The organism is Saccharomonospora cyanea NA-134 (assembly GCF_000244975.1).
In the GTDB taxonomy this organism is placed as follows: domain Bacteria; phylum Actinomycetota; class Actinomycetes; order Mycobacteriales; family Pseudonocardiaceae; genus Saccharomonospora; species Saccharomonospora cyanea.
The window spans coordinates 4,339,184-4,359,336 of record NZ_CM001440.1; the positions used below are offsets into that span (position 1 = coordinate 4,339,184).

General features: G+C 69.9%; 20 protein-coding genes and 1 riboswitch. Of the genes, 8 read left to right on the top strand and 12 right to left on the bottom strand.

Going from position 1 to position 20,153, the window contains the following annotated elements:
* Positions 1–3: 3 nt before the first annotated feature.
* The 6 genes from SACCYDRAFT_RS20210 to SACCYDRAFT_RS20235 all read right to left on the bottom strand — a co-directional run bounded on the left by SACCYDRAFT_RS20210 (position 4) and on the right by SACCYDRAFT_RS20235 (position 7,198).
* Positions 4–1,902, bottom strand: coding sequence for an ABC transporter family substrate-binding protein (locus SACCYDRAFT_RS20210; RefSeq protein ID WP_005458990.1), 1,899 nt, complete (start codon positions 1,900–1,902; stop codon positions 4–6).
* A 213-nt stretch (positions 1,903–2,115) separates the two neighbouring features.
* Positions 2,116–4,029: a translational GTPase TypA gene (gene typA, locus SACCYDRAFT_RS20215; RefSeq protein ID WP_005458991.1), complete on the bottom strand. Its 1,914-nt coding sequence runs from the start codon at positions 4,027–4,029 to the stop codon at positions 2,116–2,118.
* A gap of 339 nt (positions 4,030–4,368) precedes the next feature.
* Positions 4,369–4,668 (bottom strand): YciI family protein, encoded by a 300-nt coding sequence (locus SACCYDRAFT_RS20220; protein ID WP_005458993.1) that lies wholly within the window; start codon positions 4,666–4,668, stop codon positions 4,369–4,371.
* A 56-nt stretch (positions 4,669–4,724) separates the two neighbouring features.
* Complete coding sequence (locus SACCYDRAFT_RS20225) at positions 4,725–5,141, bottom strand: NUDIX domain-containing protein (RefSeq protein WP_083844779.1); 417 nt, start codon at positions 5,139–5,141, stop codon at positions 4,725–4,727.
* Positions 5,142–5,153: 12 nt separating this feature from the next.
* Positions 5,154–6,494, bottom strand: coding sequence for a sensor histidine kinase (locus tag SACCYDRAFT_RS20230; RefSeq protein ID WP_005458996.1), 1,341 nt, complete (start codon positions 6,492–6,494; stop codon positions 5,154–5,156).
* Positions 6,491–7,198, bottom strand: a complete 708-nt coding sequence (locus tag SACCYDRAFT_RS20235; protein ID WP_005458998.1) for a response regulator transcription factor — start codon at positions 7,196–7,198, stop codon at positions 6,491–6,493. Before SACCYDRAFT_RS20235 ends, SACCYDRAFT_RS20230 begins: the two co-directional genes overlap by 4 nt.
* Before the next feature lie 151 nt (positions 7,199–7,349).
* Between SACCYDRAFT_RS20235 and SACCYDRAFT_RS20240 the strand changes: the two genes are divergently transcribed.
* The 3 genes from SACCYDRAFT_RS20240 to SACCYDRAFT_RS20250 all read left to right on the top strand — a co-directional run bounded on the left by SACCYDRAFT_RS20240 (position 7,350) and on the right by SACCYDRAFT_RS20250 (position 10,305).
* A complete protein-coding gene (locus tag SACCYDRAFT_RS20240) occupies positions 7,350–8,399 on the top strand; it encodes a LolA family protein (protein WP_043536728.1) in 1,050 nt (349 codons plus the stop codon).
* Positions 8,396–9,388, top strand: a complete 993-nt coding sequence (locus SACCYDRAFT_RS20245) for an ABC transporter ATP-binding protein (RefSeq protein WP_005459001.1) — start codon at positions 8,396–8,398, stop codon at positions 9,386–9,388. The genes SACCYDRAFT_RS20240 and SACCYDRAFT_RS20245 overlap by 4 nt, the downstream gene beginning before the upstream one ends.
* Before the next feature lie 98 nt (positions 9,389–9,486).
* A complete protein-coding gene (locus tag SACCYDRAFT_RS20250) occupies positions 9,487–10,305 on the top strand; it encodes an ABC transporter permease (RefSeq protein ID WP_332306957.1) in 819 nt (272 codons plus the stop codon).
* Positions 10,306–10,329: 24 nt separating this feature from the next.
* Here SACCYDRAFT_RS20250 and SACCYDRAFT_RS20255 read toward each other — a convergent pair whose 3' ends face one another.
* The 3 genes from SACCYDRAFT_RS20255 to SACCYDRAFT_RS20265 are packed head-to-tail and all read right to left on the bottom strand — an operon-like array spanning position 10,330 to position 14,068.
* On the bottom strand, positions 10,330–11,376 hold the full coding sequence (locus SACCYDRAFT_RS20255) for an ABC transporter ATP-binding protein (protein ID WP_005459004.1): 1,047 nt from the start codon (positions 11,374–11,376) through the stop codon (positions 10,330–10,332).
* Positions 11,376–13,019, bottom strand: coding sequence for an ABC transporter permease (locus SACCYDRAFT_RS20260; protein WP_005459006.1), 1,644 nt, complete (start codon positions 13,017–13,019; stop codon positions 11,376–11,378). Before SACCYDRAFT_RS20260 ends, SACCYDRAFT_RS20255 begins: the two co-directional genes overlap by 1 nt.
* On the bottom strand, positions 12,995–14,068 hold the full coding sequence (locus SACCYDRAFT_RS20265; RefSeq protein ID WP_005459008.1) for a thiamine ABC transporter substrate-binding protein: 1,074 nt from the start codon (positions 14,066–14,068) through the stop codon (positions 12,995–12,997). The genes SACCYDRAFT_RS20260 and SACCYDRAFT_RS20265 overlap by 25 nt, the downstream gene beginning before the upstream one ends.
* Positions 14,069–14,103: 35 nt before the next feature.
* A riboswitch (TPP riboswitch) is annotated at positions 14,104–14,214 on the bottom strand.
* A gap of 31 nt (positions 14,215–14,245) precedes the next feature.
* On the opposite strand from SACCYDRAFT_RS20265, the gene SACCYDRAFT_RS20270 reads away from it, so the two are divergent.
* The 5 genes from SACCYDRAFT_RS20270 to SACCYDRAFT_RS20290 all read left to right on the top strand — a co-directional run bounded on the left by SACCYDRAFT_RS20270 (position 14,246) and on the right by SACCYDRAFT_RS20290 (position 17,608).
* Positions 14,246–14,536, top strand: coding sequence for a 4a-hydroxytetrahydrobiopterin dehydratase (locus SACCYDRAFT_RS20270; RefSeq protein ID WP_005459009.1), 291 nt, complete (start codon positions 14,246–14,248; stop codon positions 14,534–14,536).
* Between the two features lie 89 nt (positions 14,537–14,625).
* Positions 14,626–14,880 (top strand): hypothetical protein, encoded by a 255-nt coding sequence (locus tag SACCYDRAFT_RS20275; RefSeq protein ID WP_005459011.1) that lies wholly within the window; start codon positions 14,626–14,628, stop codon positions 14,878–14,880.
* A 76-nt stretch (positions 14,881–14,956) separates the two neighbouring features.
* Positions 14,957–15,664 carry a hypothetical protein gene (locus SACCYDRAFT_RS20280; RefSeq protein WP_005459013.1) on the top strand — a complete coding sequence of 236 codons (708 nt, stop codon included), beginning with the start codon at positions 14,957–14,959 and terminating at the stop codon, positions 15,662–15,664.
* 236 nt (positions 15,665–15,900) lie between these two features.
* Positions 15,901–17,100 (top strand): phosphotransferase, encoded by a 1,200-nt coding sequence (locus SACCYDRAFT_RS20285; RefSeq protein ID WP_043537435.1) that lies wholly within the window; start codon positions 15,901–15,903, stop codon positions 17,098–17,100.
* 94 nt (positions 17,101–17,194) lie between these two features.
* Positions 17,195–17,608, top strand: coding sequence for a hypothetical protein (locus SACCYDRAFT_RS20290; RefSeq protein ID WP_005459018.1), 414 nt, complete (start codon positions 17,195–17,197; stop codon positions 17,606–17,608).
* Positions 17,609–17,663: 55 nt separating this feature from the next.
* Here the strand turns inward: SACCYDRAFT_RS20290 and SACCYDRAFT_RS20295 are convergent, their stop codons facing one another.
* Genes SACCYDRAFT_RS20295 through SACCYDRAFT_RS20305 form a run of 3 tightly spaced genes read right to left on the bottom strand, consistent with a single transcriptional unit; the run spans position 17,664 to position 20,145 of the window.
* Positions 17,664–18,329: a response regulator transcription factor gene (locus SACCYDRAFT_RS20295; RefSeq protein ID WP_005459020.1), complete on the bottom strand. Its 666-nt coding sequence runs from the start codon at positions 18,327–18,329 to the stop codon at positions 17,664–17,666.
* Positions 18,326–19,825, bottom strand: coding sequence for a sensor histidine kinase (locus SACCYDRAFT_RS20300; RefSeq protein WP_005459022.1), 1,500 nt, complete (start codon positions 19,823–19,825; stop codon positions 18,326–18,328). Before SACCYDRAFT_RS20300 ends, SACCYDRAFT_RS20295 begins: the two co-directional genes overlap by 4 nt.
* Complete coding sequence (locus SACCYDRAFT_RS20305) at positions 19,825–20,145, bottom strand: hypothetical protein (RefSeq protein WP_043536731.1); 321 nt, start codon at positions 20,143–20,145, stop codon at positions 19,825–19,827. The genes SACCYDRAFT_RS20300 and SACCYDRAFT_RS20305 overlap by 1 nt, the downstream gene beginning before the upstream one ends.
* Between the last annotated feature and the right edge of the window lie 8 nt (positions 20,146–20,153).

Sequence of the window (20,153 nt, forward strand, 5' to 3'; positions counted from 1 at the left end):
TCGTCAGCGAGGCGCTCGCGTCCAGTTGACGGCGGCCGAGAAGGGACCCACGAGGGACGGCCCCGGCGTCACCCCGGACACCCCGGACCCCAGGGCCAGGGTGTCGGCGAGCTGGAACAGCGGGATGGAGACGCTCTGGTCCCAGACCTCGGGCTCCACCTCGGCGAGACTCTGCTTCAGCGGCGCTTCCCCCGTCAACGCGGCGTCGAGCGCGGACTGCAGTTCGGGATCGCAGAACCCGGCGGGATTGGCGGGCGTCACCAGACCGGCGTCCGAGTCGGCATCCGTCGTGGTGGTGGCGGTGGTGGAGGTTTTGGGCGAAGTGTCCGACGTGCTCGCCGCCTTCGACGTCGGCGACGAAGTCTGCGACGTCGAAGACCCGGCGCCCTCGTCACCCTCGGCATCCTCACCGGCCGTGTCGCCACCCATGTCGGTGGCGCAACCGAACCACGAGGCCGCCGTGGTGGCCGGGTCGGCACTGATCGCCCTCGGGATCACGGCGATGTCGATGCCGACCTGCCCGTTCACCGGAGTCGGCTCACCCGCGGAGCCACCGTCGAGGTCGACGGGTGCGGCCAGGGCCGAACCGAACAGCTCCCTGGACGGAGGCTGAACCGGCGTGACGTCGATTCCCTCGGCGATGAGCTGCTCGCTCAGAGCCTGGGCGATGCGCTGGTACGGCTGTTTCTGTCCCGGCGACGCCACGACGAGCGACAGTGTCCGGCCGTCCTCGTCGACCCAACTGCCTGCCTCACGCTCGTAGCCTGCCTCGGCGAGCAACTTGTAGGCCCGCTTGGTGTTCCGCTCCAACGGCGGCCCGGCGCCGGGGATGGTGTGCGCGTACTCCGGAGCGGACGGCGGCAGTACCTGCGCACTGGCACGCAACTTCGCCGAGTCACCGCCCTGTGCGCCCTCGTCAATGAGAGCGTTGCGATCGATCAGCGCCGCGACGGCCTCCCGCACCTTGTCGTCGGCCAGCGCGGGCCCGACCGGGCGCAACACCACGTCCACCACGTACGGCTGCGCCACGGAGTGCAGGCCCACCTCGTCGCCGAGGTCGGAGAGGAGATCCCGCGTGTTGCCGTTGACTCCGCCGAGGACGAACTGGGCACTGCCGCTGCGCAACGCCGAAACCATGCCCGGGCCGTCCGCGCGCTGGAGCACGATGCGGTCCACGGCCGCGGGCTTCTCCCAGTAGCGCTCGTTGCGTTCGAGCACGATCTCGCCCCTGGCCGTGTCGATCGTCTTGATCGCGAACGGGCCACCGTACGCGGGGAAACTGTCGGCCAGGGCCGACTGCCAGCCCCCCGGCGCGTCCTTGAGAACGTGGGCGGGAAGCAGGTTGGAGAACAACGTCTTCCATCCGGGATACGGCTCGGTGAAGATGACCCTGACGAGCTTCCCTCCCTCGCCAGGCTCGATCGAGGAGATCAACTCGTATCCCGCGGAGTTGGCCACGCCGGGCTGGGATCTCATCGCCTCGGCGAGGTAGGAGAAGTCCTCCACCGCGATGGGTGCCCCGTCGGACCACGACGCCTCGGGCCGGATGCGGTACTCGACCGTGAACGGGTCCTCACTCGTCACCTCGGCAGACGTCATGAGACTGTCGTCGAGTCGAGGCTCGCCCTCGGCATCCGTCCGGAAGACGGACGGCAGCAACAACTGTGACAGCGCCGTGGTCACGGTCGACGCGTCGGCGAGGGTGTGAGGGTTGTAGCCGCCCACGATGTCGTCCACCGCCGCCACGATCTGGGACGGAGTCTCGGTGACCGGCGGAGGCGAGGAGGCGGACGAGCTCACCACGGGTGGCGGCGGGGTGTTCGAGCACGCGCACAAGGCGCCGACGAGCACCAGCACCAGCACGGCCTTCCACGGCCAAGCCCTGCCACCGTCCGCTCGCACGCCGCAGCCCCTCCTGCTCGCTCGACACTTGTCCACCCCGGGCACGCCGACGGTGCCGTGACCCCAGCGGCGGCCGGTGGGGCGACGTAAGTCGCCGACCGGTTCGCCTGTCCCCGATCCCTGTGTGGCTGACGCACGGGCCTACCGTGTGGTTCCCCCAGTGTCTCAAGTACGCGTAGGCCCCGCGTCAAGGGCGGTGCGGGTGGAAGCGAGTCAGGCGTTGCGGTCGCGGCTGCGGGCCCTGGAGCGCTCCTTGGCTCGCTGCGTGGCGTCCAGGACGACCTTGCGCACCCGTATCGCCTTCGGGGTGACCTCGACGCATTCGTCGGCCGAGCAGAACTCCAGCGCCTCCTCCAGGTTGAGCGTGCGCGGACGGGCGAGGCGTTCCAGCTCGTCGGCGGTAGACGAACGCATGTTGGTGAGCTTCTTCTCCTTCGTCGCGTTGATGTCGAGGTCCTCAGCCCTCGGGTTCTCGCCGACGACCATGCCCTCGTAGACCTCGGAGCCCGGCTCGACGAAGAACGTGCCCCGGTCGGCCAGTTGCAGCAACGCGTACGTGGTGACGGGGCCGGAGCGGTCGGCCACCAGCGAACCGCTGTGCCGTGTGCGGATCTCCCCCGCCCACGGGAAGTAGCCCTCGAAGATGTGGTTCGCGATGCCCGTGCCTCGTGTCTCGGTGAGGAAGTCGGTGCGGAACCCGATCAGCCCCCGCGACGGGAGCACGTACTCCAGCTTGATCCGGCCCGTGCCGTGGCCGTCCATGTTCTCCATGCGGCCCTTGCGCCCTGCCAGCAACTGTGTGATGGCGCCGAGGTGCTCCTCGGGCGCGTCGACGTAGAGACGCTCGAAGGGTTCGTGCAGCGTGCCGTCGATGGTGCGGGTGACGACCTGCGGCTTGCCGACGGTCAGCTCGAAACCTTCCCGACGCATGGTCTCGACGAGGATGGCCAGAGCCAGTTCGCCACGCCCCTGGACCTCCCAGGTGTCCGGCCGCTCGGTGGGAAGGACGCGGATGCTGACGTTGCCGATCAACTCGGCATCGAGCCTTGCCTTGAGCAGCCGCGCGGTGAGCTTGTCACCGCCGCCTCGTCCCGCGAGCGGTGAGGTGTTGACACCGAACGTCATCGAGATGGCGGGCTCGTCCACCGTGATACGCGGCAACGCCTCCGGGTGCTCGGGATCGGCGAGCGTGTCCCCGATGGTGATGTCCGGGATGCCGGCGATGGCCACCAGGTCGCCCGCACTCGCCTCGTCCGCGGGCACGCGGGTCAGCGCCTCGGTGACCAGCAGTTCCGAGATGCGCACCTTCTGAGCCGAGCCGTCCTCACGCAGCCAGGCCACCGTCTGCCCCTTGCGCAGGCTGCCCGCGTGGATGCGGATGAGGGCGATACGGCCGAGGAAGCTGGACGCGTCGAGGTTGGTGACCAGCGCCCGCAGCGGGGCGTCCGGATCGACCTGCGGAGCCGGAACACGCTCGAGCAGCACGTCGAACAGGGCGTCGAGGTTCTCGGCGTCGGGCAACTGCCCGTCGGCCGGGCGTTCGAGGCTGGCGACGCCTGCGCGCGCGGCGGCGTAGACGACCGGCATCGACAGTACGGCGTCGAGCGCGTCGTCATCCATGCCCTCGATCTCACCGGCGAGTTCCAGCAGCAGGTCGTGGGTCTCCTCGACGACCTCCGCGATGCGGGCGTCGGAACGGTCGACCTTGTTGACCACGAGGATCACGGGCAACCGCGCGGCGAGCGCCTTGCGGAGCACGAAGCGGGTCTGCGGCAGCGGGCCCTCGCTGGCGTCCACGAGCAGCACCACGCCGTCGACCATGGCCAGACCGCGTTCGACCTCGCCACCGAAGTCGGCGTGCCCGGGCGTGTCGATGACGTTGATGGTGACGGTGCCGTTCGGCGTGCTGCGGTGGATGGCGGTGTTCTTCGCGAGGATGGTGATGCCCTTCTCACGCTCCAACTCGCCGGAGTCCATGACTCGCTCGACTGGTTCGGAACGTTCGGCGAAGGCACCGGACTGCCGCAGCATGGCGTCGACCAGAGTCGTCTTGCCGTGGTCGACGTGCGCGACGATGGCGACGTTGCGGAGGTCGGTGCGGACTTTCTGGGCAGCGGCTGTGGGCACGCGGAGGCTCCCTGGTGAAGAAGAATGATGGTCGACCAACGGACTCGGCGGCCCCGGCGTGGTCGACTACCAGCATAGTCGCTGCTCTGCCCGTGATCCGGGCCACCTTCCGTCGAGAAACACACCCGGCCTGACGCGCGGGCGCCCAGTGCGGGCAACCCCGGACGCTCGACGGCGGCGGTCCGCAGGCTCTCGGGGAGGCGAGCACACGTGGGAAAGAGCAGGAAAGAAGCGCGTCACCTCGCCGCCGACCACGAGAAGTGCCTGGTCGAGCGCTCAGGCCGAGAAGACTGGCAGCCCCAGGCCACAGCGAGGCGGGCCCCGGACCGGCCGGTCGGCTCAGTGAGCCAGCGCCTCGTTGACGGCACGCAGTTCAGGGCCCGTGCGCGTTGCCGAGAACTCGATCACCTCGTGGTGTGCGAGATGCCGCAACAACAGCGGGTCGCCCGCCAGCGTGGCCTCCAGCTTGCCCACCGACATCGACCTGGTCAGCAGCACTTCACCACGGTGGTCGGCTCTGCGTCCCGATGCGATCAGACGCCCGTGCTCGTACTGCCTCGTAAGCCATTCGGCGTGGTCGGGCAGCGCGTAGTCGATCTCGGGAGGCGGCGCCGTGTAGGTCAGCAGAACGACGTACATACCCCCACGGTAGGCCGGTGAGACGCATGTCACAGCATTCGATGCCGCACGGCCGCTCACACCAGAGCCAGCAGGGCGGGCACCAGTGCCCGATCGGCAGGAAGCCAGTCGAGCTCGCTCACCTCGGCAGCGGACACCCAGCGCAGAGCCCGATGCTCCACGGCACGAGGCTCGGCCCCTGTCTCTCGCAGGGTCGCGGAGTAGACACGCAAGACCATGCCGTTCGGGAGCGGAACGTCGGCTCCCACTCGACCGCCCACGACGACGTCGACCCCGAGCTCTTCCACGCACTCGCGGCGCACAGCATCGACGTCCGACTCCCCGGGCTCGACCCGCCCGCCCGGAAGCTCCCAACGACCCGCGACCTCCACGGGGAACGCCCGCTGCTGGACGAGCAAACATCCGTCACGCACCACGGCCGCGCCCACGACGACGGTCGCCACCGTCCTGCCGGTTGTCTCGTCTGTCGTCACAAAACGCACAAGCTACCCGGGATGGCGACGCCACGTCACCTCGAACCTCGCACCACCGTCCGGTGACTCCCCCACAGCGACCCGCCCACCCCGCCTGCGCAGCAGTTCCGCCACCATCGCCAACCCCAGTCCGGTGCCGCCCGAGGTGCGGGCGCGGTCGTCGGCGACGCGGTAGAACCGGTCGAACACCCGCGCCCGGTGCTCCGCCGGTACTCCGGGGCCGTCGTCGTCCACCACCACCCGGGCGTGCGACCGCGAGGTGAGCACAGAGACCACCACCTCGCTCGCGGCGTGGGCGCACGCGTTGCGCAGCAGGTTGTCGAGCACGAGTTCCACCTCGGCGTGGTTGGCCGACGCCCACGCCTGTCCTGCCACGGCACTCACCCTCACCCGAGGTCCGCTCGGGCTCGCTCTGGCCACAACGTCGCGGACCATCCTCGTCAGTTCCACCGGCTCCGCCCTCGGCAGTTCCCCTGCGTCCGAACGCGCGAGCGCGAGCAGGTTGTCGAGCAGCACCGTGAGACGCTCCGCCTCGTCGAGCACGTCGCGCAGCGTCTCGTGTGCCAGCTCCGGGTCCGGGTTGGTGACGGCCACCTCGGCCTGCACCCGGATGGTCGCGACCGGCGAACGGAGTTCGTGCGCGGCGTCACCCGTGAACCGGCGGAGGCGCTCCGCCGCCTCCTCCTGCCGCGCCAACAGCGCGTTGAAGTCCGCGGCGAGCCTCCGAAGCTCGTCATCGGCCGAGGGCAGGGGCAACCGCGTCCCCGGTGGGAGCCGCCGCACCGCGCTTCGCATCCGCGTGACCGGACGCAGTGCGGCTCGAACACCAGCCCACGTGGCGCCCGTGGCGACCAGTGCGCCGACCCCTGCTGCGACGAGGAGCCACTGCGCACCGTCCTCCACCGAGGTCGCCTTGCCCACGAGGGGTGCCCCCACCGCGACGAGGCGTTGCGCGCCGTCCGGAGCCGTGACCACGGACCCGCGCCACCGCCACGGCGGCACCTCGTCCCGGCCCTCGACCCGGACGGGGACTCCCGCCTTGAGCGCGGCGACGTCCTCGCCGTCCAGCGGGGGCGGGTCGTCGCCGTCGGCGGGTGAGCCCGCCGTGTCGAGCACCCGCACCTCGATGCCGGGCACCTCGTACGGCATCCGTCCTTCGGCCACAGCGGCCTCGGCCCTCACCGACACCGCATGCAGTTCACCGTCCACGGACCCGACCAGCAGCGGCCCCAGTGTCTTGCCCGCCAACAGCGCCAGACCGAACAGCGGTACCAGCGTGCCCACGGTGACGATGAGCGTGATCCGGAACCGCAGGCCACGGCGACGCCATGAGCGGCGGACGGCGTCGATCACGTTCGTCCGGAAGCCACGGGGTCGGACTCGGGTACCGACACGACGTAGCCGTGCCCGCGGACGGTCCTGACGAAGGACCTCGCGCCCACGGCCTCCAGTTTCCGCCTCACGTACCCGACATAGACCTCGACGACGTTGCGCGTGACGGCCTGCTCCACGCCCCACACCTCCCGCAGGAGGTCCTCCTTCGGCACCACCGTGCCCGCCCGCCTGGTGAGAGTCTCCAGCAGGAAGAACTCCCTCGGCGACAGCGACACCGGCTCGTCGTGCCAACGCACCTCGCGGGTGGCGGGGTCGACGGTGAGTCCTCCGATCCTCAACGGGCCGCGGGCGTCACGTGACGACCGGCGCAGCACGGCCCGGACCTGCGCGACCAGCACCACGAAGGAGAACGGTTTGACGACGTAGCCGTCGGCCCCCAGGTCCAGGCCGTCGGCCTGGTCGATCTCACCGTCCTTCGCCGACACGAGCAGTACCGGTGTGCCGATCCCCTCTGCCCTCAGCTGCTGGAGCACGCGGTACCCGGAAAGGCCGGGCAGCATGATGTCCAGCAACAGCACGTCGAACGCCTGTGTCCGCGCCAGCCGCAATCCCGCCGGACCGTCGGCGGCCGTCACGACGTCCATCCCTTCGGCCGTCAGCCCACGTTGCAGGGCCTTGCGCATCCCCGCTTCGTCGTCGACGACCAGTACCCGAGGCCTCACCCGTCCAGGATGCCGGTTCGGGCGGCTTCCCGGCGGGCTTTCTCAGCGGTGTCTCAGCGTGGGGCGCGCTCTCAGGGCAGTCTCAGCAGAGATGGGCCAGCGTGGGAAGCGTCGATGACGGCACACTGGAATCGGACCGGGAGGAGACGACGTGAGACCCGTCAATCCGAGGAGAAGAGCAGCGGTGATCGCGGTGTCGGGCACCACGCTGGGAGCGGTGGGCCTGGGGCTGCTCGCGGTCCCCGCCGGAGCGGGGGAGGCACCCGAGCTTCCGGACGTGGAGCCACAGAGCCTTGTCGAGTCCGTGCTTCGGGCGGAGCCGCCCGCGCTGTCGGGCACCATCACGGTGGACAACGAGCTCGGCATCCCCCAGCTCGGCCGGTCCTCGGCCCTCGCCGCCGATTCCGGGCGCGTGTACTACGACGGTGAAGGACGCGCTCGGCTCGCGCTCGAACTACGCGGCGGCGAACACACCGTCGTCGCCGACGGCACGCAGGTCTGGAGCTACGACTCGGGCCGGAACAGCGCCTCACGTCTGCACCTGCCCGACGCCGCAGCCGCGTCGCCGGGGATGCACGACACTCCCACCGACCCAGCCACCGCAGCTCAGAAGTCGCTGGAGTTCGCGCGGGAGACGAGCACTGTCACCGTGGACGGCACCGCGACGGTGGCCGACCGCGCCGCGTACGAGCTCGTGCTCACGCCGAAACCCACCGAGAAGACGCTGCTGCGGGAGACTCGGATCGCCGTCGACGCCGAGACCCGGATGCCGCTGCGGGTATCGGTGTTCACGCACGGTGACACGGAGCCCGTGTTCTCACTGGGGTTCAGCGAAATCGACTTCGGTGAGCAACCCGCCGACCTGTTCACCTTCACTCCACCTGAGAGCGCGGAAGTCACCGAGATCAGCCCACCTCATGACGACCGCGCACAGGCACCCGTCGACGACCTCCGCGTGGTGGGCGACGGCTGGGACAGCGTCATGGTGGCGCGGATGTCCGACGCCGTGAGGAAGTCGGACGGCGAGGAGGCCGGCGAGTTGCTGTCGAACATCGGCACTCGGGTCAACGGCGACTACGGGTCGGGATACCTCGTGAAGACCCGAGCCGCCACCGCGTTGCTCACCGACGACGGCAGGATCGCCGTCGGAGCTGTGCCCGAGCAGGTGCTGGCCGACGCGTTGACGAGGGACGGCCGGTGACCACCGCCGACAGCGTGGGCGCCTTCGGTCACCCGCCGGAGGCGCCCCCGGCCATCACCGGGTCGATCGCGGCGTCCGCCCGGGGACTGCGCAAGGTCTACGGGCAGACGGTCGCCGTCGAGCACGTCGACCTCGACATTCCCGAAGGGGCCGTGCTCGGGATGCTGGGACCGAACGGCTCCGGCAAGACCACGACGATCCGGATGTTGCTCGGCCTCGTCAGGCCGACGGAGGGCACCGCGACAGTGCTGGGCCGAGCCGTTCCGGACGAGATCGAGCGAGCGTTGCCGGATGTGGGTGCTCTCGTGGAGGGGCCCGGCTTCCATCCGTTCCTGTCGGGACGCGACAACCTCCTGCGCCTGGCGGCGGCCGAACCACGCCTCGCCCGGCAGGACATCCCGCACGCCGTGCGCTCGGCACTGGAACGCGTCGGGCTGTCCAACGCCGCCGGCCGACGCTATCGCGGCTACTCGCTCGGTATGAAACAACGACTCGGCCTCGCAGGAGTCCTGCTGGCCCCGCGCAAGCTCGTCATGCTCGACGAACCGACGAACGGGCTCGATCCCGCCGGCACGCGCGACGTGAGAGCGCTGATCGCGGAACTGCATGCGGAAGGTGTCACCGTGCTGGTGTCCTCGCACCTGCTCGCCGAAGTGGAAGCCACGTGCACCCACGTGGCCGTCCTCAATCACGGCACGGTGGTGGCGCAGGGCGAACTGGCCGAGCTACTCGACTCGGGCACCCCTGCGGTCATCGTGTCCACACCCGACTCCGACCGAGCGCTGCAAACCTTGCGGCAAGCCCGAATCGCCGCGCGGCCGGTGCCCGGCGGGGTACGCGTCGACGTGAGCACCACAACCGCGCCCGAGGTGGTCGCGGCCCTCGTGCACGCCGATGTTCCGGTGTACGAGGTCCACAAGGACCGGACCGGTCTCGAAGATCTTTTCGCCCGGCTGACCCAGGGCGAGGAGCAGGAGGAACGACCGTGACCGACGTCAGCGGGGCGCGACGAAAGGCTGCCGGGCCTGTCTCGGCGGCATCAGGACCACTGTGGACGACCGAGCCGGTCCCGAGGGACCGCGTCCGGTTGAGAAGGCTGCTCCGCTCGGAGATCTCCCTGATCTTCCGCAGGCCGCGGACCCTGGTGATACTCGCGCTGCTCGGCGCGATCCCGGTGATCATGGGCATTGCTCTGGCTGTGGTCGACGCGCCGGTGGGAGGCCCTGACGGCGACGGCGAGAACAGTGCGCTGATGTCCACGGCCGCAGGCAACGCGCTCGTGTTGCCGATCGCCGCGCTGGTCCTGTCAGTGAACCTCATGTTGCCACTCGCCGCGGCGATGTCCGGCGCGGACGCCATCGCCGGTGAACAGACTCACGGCACTTTGCGCGGTCTGCTGCTGGCACCGGTGAGCCGAGGTCGCGTGCTGCTCGTCAAGGCTGTCGGCGTTGCCGCACTCACCTCCTCCGCAGCCCTGATCATGGCGCTGAGCGGCATCGTCACCGGGTTGGTCAGCAACGGCACCGATGCTCTGTTCACGATGTCGGGCACCACGGTGTCACTACCGGAGGCGCTGGGGCGGGTACTGCTCGCCGCGGCGTGGGTCGCGGTGCAACTGTGGGCTGTGGGAGCCGTCGCACTGGCGATCTCCACCATGACCGAACACCCACTGGTCGTGCTGGTCTCGGTGCTCGGTGGCGTGCTGCTGTTCTCGTTACTCAGCGTGTTCGACGCACTCTCGTGGCTGCATCCGTTCCTGCTGAACACGTCCTGGGACTACGTGGTCGACGTCCTGCGCGACCCGATGCCTCTCGACGCGCTCGGAGAAGGAGTCGTCCGCGCGGGTTGCTACATCGCGATCGCGATGTCGCTGGCGGCAGCTCGCATCCTCACCAAGGACAGCTGAACTCCCCGACTGCCGACTGTCGCGTCACAGCCCCACGGTGGCGATGCCGTCCGCGTCCAAGGTCAACACCACCTGGTCGCCGGGTACCGCCCTGCTGGTCATCGCCGCGACCGCCGCCACGTGCGGTGCATCGCCGTCCGGGCGCACCGACAACCGGACGTGATCACGCCGATGCACGCGGGAAAGCACTTCGGCGCGCAGCCCGTCGGCGGGGTGAGTGGTGCCCGAGGCCCGGTCGAGCTCCACAGCCCGCACCGCGTTGGGCCGCAGGCCCACCAGCACATCACCGGTCCCCGCCCAGGGCAGTGACACCTCGCCCAGCGCGCACCGAAGTCGGCCACGCTCTGTCCGGCCACGCAAGAACGTCGCCACACCGAGGAACCGCGCGATCCTCTCGTCGACGGGCCTGCGCCACACGTCGAGGACATCACCGACCTGCCGGATCACGCCGTCGTCGAGCACCGCGATCCGGTCGGCGAGGGTGAACGCCTCCTCCTGGTCGTGCGTGACGAGGAGCGTCGTCGTCTTCGTCCGCCGCAACAACTCGGTCACCTCGATCGCAAGCTGTTCGCGCAGTTCCGCGTCGAGGCCGGACAACGGTTCGTCGAGCAGCAGCAACCGAGGCTGCGGCGCCAACGCCCTCGCGAGCGCCACCCGCTGAGCCTCCCCGCCGGAAAGCGCAGTGATCTTGCGCCGCTCGTACCCGGCGAGACCGACGAGGTCGAGCAGAGCGCGAACCCGTTCGTCCCGGGCCGCCCGGTCCATGCCCCGCATCCGCAGGCCGAACGCGATGTTGCCCGCCACGTCACGGTGCGGGAAGAGCTGGCCGTCCTGGAACACCAGCCCGAAGTTCCGGCGGTGGACAGGCACCCCGGAGAGGTCGTCACCGTCCCAGCACACCCGGCCGGTGGCGGCGGGCTCCAGTCCCGCGATCGTCCGCAGTAGCGTCGACTTGCCCGAGCCCGAGGGGCCGAGCAACGCCAGCACCTCGCCGTCCGCGATCTCGAGGTCGGCGTCACGCACCGCCTCCACGTCGCCGTAACGAACCGAAACACCGGTGACCGTCAACATCAGAACTCTCCCAGTCGCGCGTGTGGCGCACGCACGCTCTCGATCAAAGCCGCGACGATCACTGTCACCACCATGAGCAAAACACAGCCCGCGTACGCCATCAGGTGGTTCAGGTCCCCGGGCCGGTTGATCAGGTCCGCGACGGCGACCGGCAGGGTGGGCGCGTCGGGCCGGGCGAGGAAACTGGTCGCACCGAACTCCCCGAGCGCGACGACATACCCGAACGCCGCTGCCGCGACCAACGACCGTGCGACGAGGGGAAGATCCACCTCTCGCCACACCCGCGTCGGGCTCGCGCCCAGGGTCGCCGCGGCCTGCCGCAACCGCTCGTCCACCGAACGCAGCACCGGCAGGATCAGCCGCACCACCATGGGGATGATCACCAGGGCTTGAGCGAACGGAACCAGCAGCGGCGACGTACGAAGGTCCCACGGCAGGTCGCCCAGCGTCACCAAGTAGCCGAACCCGACGGTCACCGCCGATACCCCGAGCGGCAGCATCAACGCGGCGTCCGTGACTTCTCCCGCCGTCCTCGCGGCCCGGCTCGGCGAGCGGCGCAGCACCACGACCGTGACGGCCGCCAGCACTCCCACCACGAGTGCGAGCATCGTGGCGTCGGACGCGGTGCGTAGCGAGTTCAGCGCAGCGTCCCATCCGGTGACGTTCAACGCGCCGTCCTGCCCGACCCCGGAGAGCGCTCGGTAACCGTCGAGGGTCCAGCCGTGCCGTCCCGACACCGAGCGCACGAGCAGCGCGACGATGGGGGTCAGCAGCAACCCGAGCACCCCCAGGGCGACGGCCACCACTGCCCACTCGCCACCCTCGGGCCTGCGAGCCGAGTGCCGCGCCGAGCGAAGCTGTACCGCCGTCTCGTTGCGGCGACGAGCCAGCGCGCCGACTGCCAGTGCGGCGACGACAGCGGCGAGCTGCACCAACGAGAGCGCCGCCGCACCGGAGAGATCCAGCAGGTTCACCGTGCGCAGGTAGATCTCGGTCTCCAGGGTGCGGTACCGGTTGCCGCCCAGCATCAGCACCACACCGAAACTCGTGGCGCAGAACAGGAACACCACGGCCGCGGACGCCGACACCGCGGGCAGCAGAGCGGGCAACGTCACCGTGCGGAACGCCCGGAAGCGCGACGCGCCGAGTGATCGTGCCGCGTCCTCGACCCGCCGATCGAGGTGCGCCCACAGCCCACCGACGGTGCGGGCGACGACGGCGACGTTGAAGAACGCGTTGGCGACGATGATGCTGAGCACGCCACCGTCGGGCCACAGCGCCCGGAACGCCAACCCCACGACCACGGTCGGCAGCACGAACGGCACCAGCACGAGCGTGCGCACCACCGCGATCCCGGGAAGCCTGACCCTGGCGAACACGAACGCCAGGGGGAACCCGGCGAGCAGCGCGACCGCGGTGGCGCCCAGGGCCTGCACCACGGTGAAGGCGGCGAGCCGCCACGTCGACGCCTCGGCCAGGGTCTCGGCGACTCCGCCATCGGTGAACCCGAGGCGGATGATCGCCACGACCGGCCAGACGAAGAACAGCCCGAGGAACGCGACGGGCAGGACACCCAGCGCGCCGACCGCCGCCGCCCGGCGCACGCCGGGAAGGGACGTCAGCCCTCCAGCAGCCCGCGCCATTCCTCGATCCACTGCTCTCGGTTGGCCTGCACCTGCTCACCGGGCAGCGAGATGGGCTCGCGGGGCAGCGGTGCGGCCTGCGCCCACCCTTCGGGCAGAGCGACACCCTCCCGCGTCGGGTAGACGTACATGTTGTTCGCGACGGTCGACTGGAACTCGTGCGACAGCAAGAAGTCGATCACCTTGCCCGCCTCGTCCGGATGGCGTGTGCCCTCCAGTACACCGGCGTACTCGACCTGCCGGTAGCAGGTGTCGAGCAACGCCTTGGTGCGCGGCGTGCCGTCCTCGGCGACCTCAGCGGCGGGGGACGATGCGTACGACAGCACGATCGGCCGGTCACCCTCGCCGGACGAGCCGGAGAAGTCCTGGGTGTAGGCCTCGGTCCAGCCGCTGACGACCTTCACCCCGTTCTCCTCGAGGTCACGCCAGTAGTCGCGCCAGCCGTCCTCGCCGTACGTCGACACGGTGGCGAACAGGAAGGCCAGTCCGGGCGACGACGTGGCAGGACTCGGCACCACGAACAGGTCCTTGTACTCCGGGTCGGTCAGGTCGTCGAGGCTGGTCGGCTCGGGCACGCCCTCGGAAGCGAACCACTCGGTGTCGATGTTGACGCAGACGTCACCGACGTCCACGGCCGACAACCGCTGCTGGGGGTCGACGGCGTAGCGCTGCGGGCCCCGGTCCGCCTCGGGTGAGGTGTACGGCTGGAAGACACCCTCGTCGAGTGCGCGGGAGGCGAACGTCGAGTCGATGCCGTACGCGACGTCTGCGATGGGGTTGTCCTTGGTGAGCACGAGTTTGTTGGTGAGTTCCCCGGCGTCGCCTTCCTTGCGGATCTCGATGCGGACGCCTGCGCGCTGCTCGAAGGCGTCCACCACCTCCTGGGGAACGGCCCACGACTGGTGTGTCACCAGGGTGACCGTCACCGGCCCTGTCGCCGGTTCGTCCTCAGCGCCGATGACCGTGCACCCGGCCGTCAGTGCGCAGGCCGAGAGCAGCGCGATCGTCGCGCGCATCGACGTTGACCACTGGCCCGACCTCTGGCCCATTCAGCCTCCTCGCCGTGGCCGCGCAGGAAGCCGTTGTACACCGTTGTACACCTTCCTGCGTCGGCATGATCCGAATCAGGTGCGGACGGTCGTGGGCCGCGTGCCCACCTCTCAGCCCGGCGCGCCGGACTCCCGTGGCAGCGTGCAGCGTACCCGGCGGCGTACCAGGATGAGCCCATGACGGAGCTACTGAGTGAGCAAGGCATCGCCGAGGCCCTGCGCGGGCTGCCGGAATGGCGGCGCGTGGGGGACGCGATAGAGCGCAGTGCCGAGCTGGCGGGCTTTCCCGAAGCGATCGAAGTGGTGAACCGGGTCGCCGAGCGCGCCGAGTCGGCGAACCACCATCCGGACATCGATATCCGTTGGCGGACGGTGACTTTCCGCCTCAGCACCCACTCCCATGGCGGCATCACGGAGAAGGACATCGCACTCGCGGGTGAGATCGACGGGGTGATCCCGAGCGTGTGATTCCCGCCGTTTCGGGCAACTCTCGTGCGAACGCCGAACGTTAGGCGTGGTGAGTACCAGATCGCCTGGAACACCGAGGGGAGTGCGTGATGATCCGCATCGTCCGGCGTGCGCCGTTCGCGTCGGCGCTGGCTCTGTTGATGGTTTTGCTGGTGGGCGCGGTACAACCCGCGATGGCGGAGCCTGCGGATACGGAGCAACCTCCCGAGAGCGCGCCGACCGCTCCGGCCGACGGGACCGTCCAGGCTCTCGTCGTCGGTGGGTCGGCGTTCGCGTTGATGGTCGCCGCCGGGGCTGCCGTGTTGTTCTACACGGCGCGACGGCGACAAGATGACCCGCTGTGACGTTGCGGTTACCCTCAGGGGCCGAACCGCGGTGTGGAAGGTCCCACCGTGGACCTTTCACACCGAGGGGGCAGCGATGTTCTCGCAGCGTGGCGTGGTGACAGTGGTGGCACCGTTGGTGGCACTCGTGCTGGGGTTGTCGGGCTGTTCGGGCGGCTCCGACACCCCGCGCGGGGAGGCGGCTCAGGCGGGCGGTTCGCAGTCCCTGGCCGCCGACGAGCAGGCGGTGCGTGACACGTTCGAGCGATATCGAGCTGCGTTACGGAAACAGGACGGCGCGGCGGTGGCCGCGCTGGTCACCGAGGGGACGCGCGGCTACTACGACGACCTAGCCAGGTTGACCGCGACAGCAGGCCCCGAGGAGATCGGAGCTCGAGGCGTGACCGAGCGGATGAACGTCGCCCTGCTGCGGCACCAACTCGCGCCCGAGAAGGCCGCGGGCATGGACGGCAGAGCGCTGCTGGGCTTCGCCGTACGGAAAGGGCTCGTCGACAAGTCGGCGGCGGAGGGCCTCGAACTCGGTGAGATCACCGTGACCGGGGACACCGCGGTCGCATCGGTGGCCTCCCCCGGAAAGCGAAACGGCCCCGAGCTCGCCCCACGCACCTTCGTGAAGGAGGCGGGCGGGTGGCGAGTCGATCTCCTCCCCGCCATCGAGGCCAACGACAAGTCGCTCGCCGAGCTGGCGAAGAAGCACGGCATGACCGAGGACGCCGTGATCTTCAAGCTCGTCTCAGCGGCCACCGGGACGCCGGTCGACGCGTCGGTTTTCGCCCGGCCGTAACGAACCGGGTGATCAACGCGGTGAAGCGGGTGTCGAGGCACATCGGAGGGACCGCCATGCACCGGAACGCACCCGCGCTCACGCCGACCCAACGCGCCTGGATCTCAGTCCTCGCCACCGCGATCACCTTGCTGTTGGTCCTCGCGCTGGGTGCTCTCGGATGATCACGCCTTCGATGAGAGGACTCTCATCGAAGGCTCATCGCAGGCCCACGGGCGTGTTCCATGCTCGGGCGAATGACCGCGACCTCAGCTCCCGCCCACGTCCGTGACCTGAACATCCTGCTCGGTGAGTCCGCGAGGGATCTCGTCCACGCCGTCGTCGACGCCACCACGGACGACGTCGGCGGGGTGAACTCGGTGCGGCCCACGTCGGTGACCGTGCGGCCGTCCGGTGACACACTCGTCCGCTACGCCGTCGAGGTCCGGCGGCGTGACACGACCGTCGTGCGGGAGACGCTCGTCGCCGCGACCGGATCTCTCGTGCCCCGGGGCGCTGCCATCGTGGCGGGTGACCTCGACGGTGAGTCGGTCGAGGTGGGGCTGTGGCGGTGGCCGCACGATCCCGCCCTGCCCGGGCTGTCGCACGTCGTCGACCGCGACCGGCTGGGGGCGTTGCTGGCGCGGGCAGGCGTGTCACCGGAGCACCCACCGACCGTGCGCGTGCAGTCGTACCGACCCGGGCGCCGCGCGGTGCTGGCCATCACCGCGGGCTCGGACCGGCTGTTCGCCAAGGTCGTTCCTCCCTCGGAGCTGCCGGGGCTGCGCAGGCGGCATGAGCTGCTCGCATCCTGTCTCCCGGTGCCACGGCTCCTTGTCACCACCGACGACGGGCTGGCGTTCATGCCCGCCCTGCCGGGAACCTCGGGGCGCGCCGCGCTGCGCCAGGGGCACCGACTACCCACCCCGGAAGCCCTGGAAGACCTTCTCGACCGCCTTCCGCCTGCCCTCACCACCATGCCGGCCAGATCGGACCATCGGCGGCGTGCCCGCCACTACGGGGCCGTACTCGCTCTCACCGTGCCTGAGGAACGCGACAGGGTCACCGCGCTCGCCGGCATGATCACCGAGGCCGACGCCGGGGAGCACCCTGTGGTGCCCGTGCACGGCGACTTCTACGAGCACCAGCTCCTGACCAGCGCGGGTGCGGTGACGGGGTTGCTCGACATCGACACGGCGGGCCCGGGAGAGAGGCTCGACGACTGGGCGAACCTCCTGGCGCATCTCGCGGTCACCGAAACCCCGCGGGCTCGCGACTGGGAACGGGAAATCCTGCGGCACGTCCACGAACACTTCCACCCGAAGCAGCTGCGCCCGCGGGTCGCGTCGACCGTGCTGGGCCTCGCCACGGGACCGTTCCGGACGCAGCGGCCCGACTGGATGGCGCGTACCCGGCAGCGCATCGACCTGGCCGAGCGCTGGCTCGACCGTCCATGAGAACCCCCTCATCCGGCTCTCCGGGTTTTCTCACTCCGGGCCGGAATTCTGGGTCACGTCGGAAACGAACACCTGCTTCGAAAGGAACACGACAATGGCCGCACGCCCCAACTGGAAGATCCTGACCGTCGGCGCCGCTCTCGCGGGTCTGGGCATCACGGGTACCGGAATCGCGCTGGCCGACGGCGGCGGTGCCGATTCGTCGCAGATCCGGCCGATCGAGGTCACCGCCGCTCAGTCGGCTCCCGCCCCGAACGCCGGCGACGACGCCGACGACCGGGCGGAGGGCAAGGCCGGTGCGGCCGGGCAGCACAACCTCGACGACACCCCGGACAACACCCCCGACAACACGCCCGACGGTGCCGACAACACGCCCGAGGACAACACGCCGGACAACACGCCGGACGACGCGGACGACAACACCCCCGACAACACACCGGACGACACACCGGACGACACACCGGACGACGCGGACGACGCGGACGACAACACTCCGGACAACGACTGATCCGGCCGCTACCGGTCTGCCGGGCTCACTCCCGAGCCCGGCAGGCACCGCGGTCTCAGTCGCGTTCCTCCAGCCGGTAGCCCATCCCCCGGACCGTGGTGATCCGGTCGGCCCCGAGCTTGCGACGCAGATAGCGGACGTAGACGTCGACGACGTTGGACCCGGGGTCGAAGTCGTAACCCCAGACCCGGCTGAGCAACTGTTCCCGTGACAGCACCTGGCCGGGATGCCGCAGGAACGTCTCGGCGAGCGCGAACTCCCGAGCCGACAGGTCGACCGTGTCGGTGCCCACGTGGGCACGTCGCGTCCGCAGGTCGAGTTGCAGCCCGCCGTAGGACAGCACGGTCGGCTCGGTCGCCCGGTCGGACACCAACCGAAGCCGCACCCGAGCCAGCAGTTCCTCGAAACGGAACGGCTTGGGCATGTAGTCGTCCGCGCCGCCCTCCAGGCCCGCCACCGTGTCCTGCACGGAGTCCCGTGCCGTCAGGATGATCACGGGGATCGGGCAGCGTTCCGAGCGCAGCTTGCGCAGCACGGTGAACCCGTCCATGCCCGGCAACCCGATGTCGAGCACCATGAGGTCGAACGAACCCGTGAGCGCGTACTCGTACGCGGCGGGGCCGTCCTCGACCACCGTGACCGTGAAACCGTTGGCGGTGAGTCCCTTGTTGACGAACGCGGCGATACGAGGCTCGTCCTCCGCGACCAGGATCCGGCTCATCGTCCTCCCTCGGTGTGCCTGCCGGGGTGTGGCGGCGCGGCCACGACGGGAACCTCCACCGTGAAGGTCGCACCCCGCCCCGGTTCGCTGTCCAACGTGACCCGTCCGCCGTGGGACGTGGCGATCGCCCGCACGATCGACAGGCCCAGTCCCGCGCCCTCGGATCGCCGGCCCGAACCACCGCGCGCGAACCGTTCGAAGATGCGCTCGCGGTCCTCCTCGGCGATTCCGGGGCCGGAGTCCGTGACCTGGAAGCGGACGACGTCGTCATCGCGGTGAGAGGCGAGCGCGATACGGCCGCCCTCGGGGGTGTACCTGGCCGCGTTGTCCGCGAGCGCCACGACAGCCTGTGTGATGCGCTGGGGATCGAGCACCGCCGGGGTGTCGGCGACGTGGTCGAGTGCCCAGTCCCGCTCGCCGAGGCCGGTGATCTTGTCGAAGATCGCTTCGGTGAGAGCGGCGACGTCGGTGGGCTCGGCGTGCAGGAACTCCGGCTGTTCCGACCGCGCGAGCAGCAGCAGGTCGGACACCATGCGGTTCATGCGCACCAGTTCGTCCTCCACGAGCGCCACGGTGTCCCTGACGTCCTCGGGATCGGCGGGATCGAGGACTTCCAGGTGTCCCCTGACGATGGTGATCGGAGTCCGAAGCTCGTGCCCGGCGTCGTCGACGAACCGGCGTTGCGCGGCCACGCCGTTCTCCACGCGGTCGAGCATGGCGTTCACCGTGTCGACGAGTTCCCCGATCTCGTCGCCGGGGCGGCTCGACGGTTGCGGGATGCGCCGCGAGAGGTCGGTGTCGGTGATCGAACGCGCCGTCACCGTGATGTCGCGCAGTGGCCGCAGGATCCGGCCCGCCACCATCCAGGCGCCCGCGGCGACGAGCAGGATCGTCCCCGCGCCCGCCCCCAGCATCAGCCGGGCCACCTCGTTGACGTCCTCGCGTTCCTGGTCGGCGAAGTACGCGGCGACGATCACGCCCTCGCGGGGATCGTTCGCCAGGCGCACGGGCACCGCGAGGTAACGCACCTCTCCGGCGGCGCTCTCGTAGACCCCCTCCTTGGGCGTGTCCACCGTCGACACCAGTGCGGTGAAGTTCGGGTCGTCGGCCAGCAACACGGGTGCCTGCTGTCTGCTCTGGTAGACGAACGTGCCGTCGACGTAGCCGATGAACTTCTCGTTCGGCCTGGCGAGGTTGTAGGTGATCGCGACGTTGAGTACCTGCTTCACGCTGGTGAACGCCTGGCCCGTGGCCGGGTCGATGCCGCTTCTGGTGAGCTTGCCGAACTCCTCGATCTCACCGCGCAGCGCATCGTCCATGCGCCTGTCGACGTCCTCCACCGACAACCGCCACGTCACCAGGGTGAGAACGCTCAGCGCCCCCAGCACCAGCAGCAGCATCCAGCCGATGATGCGGGCACGTGCCGTGGACAGCGCACGGCGCCGAGACTCAGGGGCGGACTCGGTCTGCACCTGTCGGGAACCGGGCGCGGGCATCAGTCGTCGTCCACGTCGTCGTCATCGTCGTCGAAGTCGTCGCGGTCGTCGACGTCGTCGAGCGCGGGCGGCGGCGCCACCATGCCGTCGTCGTCGTCCGCGTCGTCGTCCTCGACATCGCCGTCGTCATCGTCGTTGCGGCTCTGCGTCGGAGACGGGGTGGGTGACGACGCCCCGCTGCCGGGCGGCACCGAAGGCGTGCTGACGGTGATCGGCTCGGGCAGGGGTGGCGGAGGTTCGGACCGGGTGAACAGCAACACCACCGCGAGCGTCCCGCCGACCACGAGCAGCGTCGACACGATGGCGAGCGGGCGTTTCACCAGGCCGA

What these genes read in the sequence shown, in the direction of transcription:
- SACCYDRAFT_RS20220 (WP_005458993.1), bottom strand. Translation starts at nt 4,668, where the DNA reads ATGTACGTCGTTCTGCTGACCTACACGGCGCCGCCTCCCGAGATCGAC.
- SACCYDRAFT_RS20255 (WP_005459004.1), bottom strand. Translation starts at nt 11,376, where the DNA reads ATGTTGACGGTCACCGGTGTTTCGGTTCGTTACGGCGACGTGGAGGCG.
- SACCYDRAFT_RS20260 (WP_005459006.1), bottom strand. Translation starts at nt 13,019, where the DNA reads ATGGCGCGGGCTGCTGGAGGGCTGACGTCCCTTCCCGGCGTGCGCCGG.
- SACCYDRAFT_RS20265 (WP_005459008.1), bottom strand. Translation starts at nt 14,068, where the DNA reads ATGGGCCAGAGGTCGGGCCAGTGGTCAACGTCGATGCGCGCGACGATC.
- SACCYDRAFT_RS20270 (WP_005459009.1), top strand. Translation starts at nt 14,246, where the DNA reads ATGACGGAGCTACTGAGTGAGCAAGGCATCGCCGAGGCCCTGCGCGGG.
- SACCYDRAFT_RS20275 (WP_005459011.1), top strand. Translation starts at nt 14,626, where the DNA reads ATGATCCGCATCGTCCGGCGTGCGCCGTTCGCGTCGGCGCTGGCTCTG.
- SACCYDRAFT_RS20280 (WP_005459013.1), top strand. Translation starts at nt 14,957, where the DNA reads ATGTTCTCGCAGCGTGGCGTGGTGACAGTGGTGGCACCGTTGGTGGCA.
- SACCYDRAFT_RS20285 (WP_043537435.1), top strand. Translation starts at nt 15,901, where the DNA reads ATGACCGCGACCTCAGCTCCCGCCCACGTCCGTGACCTGAACATCCTG.
- SACCYDRAFT_RS20290 (WP_005459018.1), top strand. Translation starts at nt 17,195, where the DNA reads ATGGCCGCACGCCCCAACTGGAAGATCCTGACCGTCGGCGCCGCTCTC.
- SACCYDRAFT_RS20295 (WP_005459020.1), bottom strand. Translation starts at nt 18,329, where the DNA reads ATGAGCCGGATCCTGGTCGCGGAGGACGAGCCTCGTATCGCCGCGTTC.
- SACCYDRAFT_RS20300 (WP_005459022.1), bottom strand. Translation starts at nt 19,825, where the DNA reads ATGCCCGCGCCCGGTTCCCGACAGGTGCAGACCGAGTCCGCCCCTGAG.